A 6,066-nucleotide genomic window follows, 5' to 3' on the forward strand; every position below is an offset into this window, starting at 1 on the left:
GGGCCACGGCTACCCTGTTGGCCGCCGGGGAGGAGGTCGACCGACTGGTACTCCTCACGGCCTGCTATTTTCATGACATCGTCAGCTTGCCGAAGAATCATCCGGAGCGAAGCCGTTCCTCGATGATGGCCGCCGAGAAAACCCTCGCGATCCTACAGTCCTCTTTTGCCGATTTTCCCGTGGAGCGTTACGCGGCGGTCAGCCATGCCATCGAGGCGCACAGCTTCAGCGCGGCGATCCCGCCACGCACGCTGGAGGCGAAAATCGTCCAGGATGCCGACCGTCTTGAGTCGCTGGGGGCGATTGGTCTGGCGCGCGTCTTCGCCGTCGCCGGCGCCCTGAATACCATCTTGTTTGATGCTGAAGATCCATTTGCTGACCGGCGGGCGCTGGATGACCGCAGATATGCCCTTGACCATTTCCAGTGCAAACTCCTGCGCCTGCCGGAGACCATGCAGACGACCAGAGGAAAAGAGATGGCGCAGCACAATGCCCGCTTCCTCGTCGAATTTATGGCCAAGCTTAGCGCGGAGCTGCAGGGGGAGCCGCTGGCGCTGGATGAAGCGGTTTTACGCCGCTTTGCACCGCAGGCGTCAACCGACCGGTGATTTATGGTACTCTCTGCAAAAATCGTCCGCGCTGGTTGAGGATATGCCGCAAAAGTTAATTAAGGAAAACAGGTCGTTGCCGCTGGCTGAGCAGGCCGGGGAAGAGGCTCAGGCGCTGCTGCGTCAGCTGATGACGATCTATGATGTGAAAACGCTGGTCGCCGAACTGGTAAGCGTCGGCGAACAGCACTGGAGCGCGGCGATCCTCAAGCGCGTGGCGGCGCTCTCCCGCGCGGCGGGGCGTTTGCGTCCGCAGGAGATCGCCCATCTGGCGACGCTGCTGCCGGCGCCGCCAGCTCATCACCCGCATTATGCGTTCCGCTTTGTCGATTTGTTTGCCGGTATCGGCGGGATCCGCAACGGTTTTGAAGCCATCGGCGGGCAGTGCGTCTTTACCAGCGAGTGGAACAAGCACGCGGTGCGTACCTACAAGGCCAACTGGTACTGTGATCCGCAACAGCATCGTTTTAATGAAGATATCCGCGATGTCACGCTCAGCCACCGCCCCGATGTCAGCGATGAAGAAGCGGCGCAGCATATCCGCGAGACGATTCCTCAGCATGATGTCTTACTGGCTGGCTTTCCCTGCCAGCCTTTCTCACTCGCCGGCGTCTCCAAAAAAAATGCCATGGGGCGCGCGCACGGCTTTGCCTGCGAAACCCAGGGGACGCTGTTTTTTGATGTCGTGAGAATTATCGCCGCGCGTCAGCCGGCGATTTTTGTGCTGGAGAATGTCAAAAACCTCAAAAGCCACGATCAGGGGCGCACCTTCCGCATCATCATGCAGACGCTGGATGAGCTGGGGTATGAGGTGGCCGATGCCGGGCATACCGGGCCGGATGACCCTAAGGTCATCGACGGGCGCCATTTCTTACCACAGCACCGGGAGCGCATCGTGCTGGTGGGTTTCCGCCGCGACCTGCAGCTGCATGAAGGATTTACGCTGCGCGATATCGCTGCGCTCTATCCGGCGGTGCGGCCGACGTTTGGCGAGCTGCTGGAGCCGACGGTGGATGCCAAATTTATCCTTACGCCGGTGTTGTGGAAATATCTCTATCGTTATGCCCGCAAGCATCAGGCGCGGGGTAATGGCTTTGGTTATGGCCTGGTAGACCCCGGTAATCCCCACAGCGTGGCTCGAACACTCTCTGCCCGCTACTATAAAGACGGTGCCGAAATTCTCGTCGACCGCGGCTGGGACCGGCCGTTGGGCGAGCAGCATTTTGACGATCCACAGAACCAACAGCGGCGGCCTCGCCGGTTGACGCCGCGCGAATGCGCCCGGCTGATGGGCTTTGAATCGCCCCAGGGTTCACGGTTCCGCATTCCAGTGTCGGATACCCAAGCCTATCGTCAGTTCGGCAACTCGGTGGTGGTTCCGGTCTTCGCCGCGGTGGCGAAGCTCCTGGCGCCGCGTATCGCCCAGGCGGTGGCGCGTCGCGAAGCGGATGATAACGATGGCGGATGTTCACGATAAAGCCACGCGCAGTAAAAATATGCGGGCTATCGCCACGCGCGATACGGCGATTGAAAAGCGGATAGCGACGCTGCTGACCGGGGCGGGATTCACCTTTGTCGCCCAGGATCGCGCGCTGCCAGGACGCCCCGATTTCGCCTTACCCGACTACCGCTGCGTTATCTTTACTCACGGCTGTTTCTGGCATCACCATGACTGTTATCTGTTTAAGGTGCCGGCCACCCGGACGGCTTTCTGGCTGGATAAAATCGCTGGCAACGTGGCGCGTGACGCCCGCGACCGGCAACAGCTGGCTGAGCAGGGCTGGCGGGTGCTTATCATCTGGGAATGCGCCCTGCGCGGCCGGTTGAAACTAAATGATGAGGCGCTCACCGAGCGTCTGGAAGAGTGGATCTGCGGCGCCGGGCACGACGCGCAGATCGATACGCAGGGGATCCGCGAGCTGGCGTTTACTTCGCCGCCTTGCAAGGAGTAGCTTCGCTGCGGGCGGGGAAGAGATATTTTCCCAGCGTCACCAGCACTACGGCGAAAATAATCACTGCCAGCGCCAGCCATTCAATGAGCGACAGGCTTTCACCGCCAAACCCGGTACCGAGCAAGACGGCCACCACCGGGTTAACATAGGCATAGCTGGTGGCTACCGCCGGGGTGACGTTGCGGATCAAAAACATGTAGGCGTTGATGGCGATTAGCGAGCCAAAGATAGCCAGGTAGGCCAGGGCGGCGATCCCGGACCACGAGGGGACATGGGTTAACGTCTCACCGGTCAGCCATGACGAGACCAGCAGGACGATCCCGGCGGCGAGCATCTCGATAGCTCCCGCCATCATGCCGGTCGGCAGCTCAATCCGCGACCCGTAAACCGAGCCGAACGCCCAGCTTAGCGAACCAATCAGGATCAGCAGCGCGCCCCAGGGGTTGCCGTTCAGGTTGCCACCGCTGTTGAGCATGACGATACCTGCCAGGCCAATGGCAATGCCCAGCCACTCCAGTTTACGGGTGGCGATGCCGAAAAAGCGGCTGAAACATAGCGTGAACAGCGGCACGGTGGCGACCATCACCGCCGCGATTCCTGACGGAACGTGCTGATGTTCGGCGAGAGTGACGAAGCCGTTGCCGACGGCAAGCAGCAAGACCCCGATCAGCGCAGCGTTAAGCAGCGGCCGGCGGGCTGGCAGCTTATGGCCGGTGGCCAGCAGCCAGCCCAGCAGTAGCACGCCGGCAGAGAGAAAGCGAATACCGGCCATCATCAGCGGCGGCCAGCTGGCGACGCCGACGGCGATGGCAAAATAGGTAGAGCCCCAAATGATATACAGCGCAAACAGCGCCCCGATAAGCGGTAACAGCTGACGGGTAGACATACTTCCTCACGACGGTGCAGAGATAGAAAGGGGACATATAGTAAACGTGAAAACTATCGCGCTGGCGAGCGCTTAATTTGCGCGAGTTTGTTAAATTTATATTGACTAATTGTACCTTGGGCACCGGCCGTTTTTTAACGCATACTCGAGGGAGACATTGATGAAAAGAGAAGGAAATTATTTTGGCAGGAAGTAGTCTTTTAACATTACTCGATGATATCGCCACGCTGCTGGACGATATTTCCGTGATGGGCAAGCTGGCGGCGAAAAAAACAGCCGGGGTATTGGGCGACGATCTGTCGCTCAATGCTCAGCAGGTGACCGGCGTGCGAGCGAATCGTGAACTGCCGGTCGTCTGGGGCGTGGCGAAAGGTTCGTTCATTAATAAAGTGATCCTCGTGCCGCTGGCGCTATTGATCAGTGCTTTTATCCCCTGGGCGATTACGCCGTTGCTGATGCTGGGAGGCGCATTCCTCTGTTTTGAAGGGGTGGAGAAGGTCCTTCACAGCCTGGAGGCGCGTAAGCACAAGGAAGACCCTGCGCAACGGCAGCAGCGTCTTCAGGCGCTGGCGGAACGTGACCCGCTGGCCTTTGAGCGTGACAAAGTGAAAGGGGCGATTCGCACCGATTTTATTTTGTCCGCGGAAATTGTCGCCATCACCCTCGGCATTGTGGCGGAAGCGCCGCTGCTCAATCAGATCCTGATCCTCTCGGGGATCGCGATTCTGGTCACCATCGGGGTCTATGGCCTGGTGGGGGTGATCGTTAAGCTGGACGACATGGGCTACTGGCTGGCAGAGAAACGCGCTGCGCTGGCGCAATGGCTGGGCAAAGGATTGTTAGTGGTAGCCCCCTGGCTGATGAAAGTGCTCTCCATCGTTGGGACGCTGGCGATGTTCCTTGTCGGCGGCGGGATTGTGGTTCACGGCATTGCGCCACTGCATCATGCCATTGAGCACTGGAGCGCGGGGCTGGGCGGGATATTGGCTTCCCTGCTGCCGGTCATTGCCAACCTGGTGCTGGGTTTTATCATTGGCGCAGTGGTGCTGGCGGGCGTGAAAGTGGTGAGCAGTCTGCGCCGGTCAGTGAAGTAGAGTGGCTGCACGCAGCGTGACGGCGCTGCGTCGTCTACGCTAAAAGCGCGCCCGGCGTCGACACCAGCCGGGGCGCTGATGTCGTCAGGTTTGCGCAACGTACTGCGAGATAATGATGGATAAGCCACTTCGGTTGAAGATAAACAAGCTCCGCCACCTGACTCGCCCGGCGCATGTGGTTAACGTTTGTTTTATTGTGGTGCTTTTTTTCTCCACGTTACTGATCTGGCGTGAAATCAACGTCCTGGAAGAGGCCTATGTGGCCAACCAGCGTAATAATCTGGCTAATGTCGCCCATGAAATGGATGGGTTGCTGCAGTTCAATATTGACCGGATGATGTTTTTTCGCCACGGCATGCAGTCTGCCCTTGAGCAGCCGCTCGATATCGACGTATTGCGTAGTGCCAGTCAGCGCTATCTGAGCCAGCGTCACCAGGAGGCCTGGCGAGTAGCGCTGCCGAATCGTCGTACGCTGCCGGTGTTTGGCGTCTCGGGGAGCGTCGTCGGTAACAACCCTATACTGCTGAAGGACGATCCGCTCGCGGCTGATGAGTTGATGGCGACGCTGGAGCTGGGGTATCTGTTGAATCTGACGCAACATGACCGCGATTTCGCCGAGCGGATGCAGTATATCTCTCGCAGCGGCTTTTTCACCTCGACCCTGCCGCTGCGGGACGAGTCGCAGGTGATGACCCACTATTCGCAAGCCATCGGCGCCCTCTGGTTTACCCGACAGAGCCAGCGGAATAATCCGGGGCGGGGCGTTATCTGGCAAACCTTTCCTGACGATGACCCGCAGCTGGAAGAGCAGGTGGTCACCGCTTCGATACCGCTGGATTTCGCCGGTTACTGGCGCGGGGTGCTGGCGATGGATTTCTCGGTCAGTGAAATAAAAGCGTTTTTGGTCAGCGCCATGCAGGGCGGGCAGGAGGGGGAGTACCAGCTTTATGATAGCCATTTGAACCTGCTGGCCTCTTCCGCGCCGGGGAATGTCCTGACGCTATTGTCCCCCAGGGAACAGGAACTGCTCAGCCGCGCGTTTGTCCATGATAACCAGGGGGGGCTGCGCTTGCTGACGCGCTATATCAGCTGGGCCAAACTGCGCAATTTTGACGGCGTGTTGCTGCGGATCCACACCCTGCGGGAAGGCGTGCGGGGCAATTTTGGCACCATCACCATCGCCCTGACCCTGATGTGGGTCCTCTTCACCTTGATGCTGTTGCTCTCCTGGCTGGTGATCCGCCGCATGGTCCGCAATATGAGCGTCCTGCAAACCTCCCTTGAATGGCAGGCATGGCATGATGCCTTAACCCGTCTGCTCAATCGCGGGGCGCTGTTTGAACAGGCGATGGCGGTAGCCAGCGCCTGCCAGCGCAGTGGACGGCCGCTGGCGGTGATCCAGCTCGATCTGGATCACTTCAAGCGCATCAACGATCGCTATGGCCATCAGGCGGGTGACAGAGTGCTGTCGACGGTGGCCAGTACCCTTGCCAGCACCGTTCGTGAGGGTGACTTGCTGGGCCGCG

The 6,066-nt window shown here is 59.4% G+C and carries 6 protein-coding genes; 5 read left to right on the top strand and 1 reads right to left on the bottom strand.

What is annotated here, in order from left to right:
- From CW267_RS29310 to CW267_RS29320, 3 genes are all read left to right on the top strand, one after another.
- Window positions 1-608 (top strand): phosphohydrolase (locus CW267_RS29310; protein ID WP_101148705.1); only part of this gene is annotated, 608 nt, incomplete at its 5' end.
- A gap of 76 nt (window positions 609-684) precedes the next feature.
- Window positions 685-2,085, top strand: a complete 1,401-nt coding sequence (locus CW267_RS29315) for a DNA cytosine methyltransferase (protein ID WP_012967658.1) — start codon at window positions 685-687, stop codon at window positions 2,083-2,085.
- Window positions 2,066-2,560, top strand: a complete 495-nt coding sequence (locus CW267_RS29320) for a very short patch repair endonuclease (RefSeq protein WP_012967659.1) — start codon at window positions 2,066-2,068, stop codon at window positions 2,558-2,560. The genes CW267_RS29315 and CW267_RS29320 overlap by 20 nt, the downstream gene beginning before the upstream one ends.
- Here the strand turns inward: CW267_RS29320 and yedA are convergent.
- Window positions 2,535-3,446, bottom strand: a complete 912-nt coding sequence (gene yedA, locus CW267_RS29325) for a drug/metabolite exporter YedA (protein ID WP_008804205.1) — start codon at window positions 3,444-3,446, stop codon at window positions 2,535-2,537. The genes CW267_RS29320 and yedA overlap by 26 nt on opposite strands.
- Before the next feature lie 182 nt (window positions 3,447-3,628).
- Here yedA and CW267_RS29330 point away from each other — a divergent pair, with 182 nt between their 5' ends.
- Both CW267_RS29330 and dgcQ read left to right on the top strand, forming a co-directional pair.
- Entirely contained in the window at window positions 3,629-4,540 is a 912-nt protein-coding gene (locus CW267_RS29330) for a DUF808 domain-containing protein (protein WP_008804206.1), read from the top strand.
- Between the two features lie 115 nt (window positions 4,541-4,655).
- On the top strand, window positions 4,656-6,066 hold a 1,411-nt coding region (dgcQ, locus tag CW267_RS29335; protein ID WP_101148706.1), incomplete at its 3' end, for a cellulose biosynthesis regulator diguanylate cyclase DgcQ.

The organism is Klebsiella sp. X1-16S-Nf21 (assembly GCF_002837615.1).
GTDB classification, from domain to species: domain Bacteria; phylum Pseudomonadota; class Gammaproteobacteria; order Enterobacterales; family Enterobacteriaceae; genus Klebsiella; species Klebsiella variicola.

What these genes read in the sequence shown, in the direction of transcription:
- CW267_RS29320 (WP_012967659.1), top strand. Translation starts at nt 2,066, where the DNA reads ATGGCGGATGTTCACGATAAAGCCACGCGCAGTAAAAATATGCGGGCT.
- yedA (WP_008804205.1), bottom strand. Translation starts at nt 3,446, where the DNA reads ATGTCTACCCGTCAGCTGTTACCGCTTATCGGGGCGCTGTTTGCGCTG.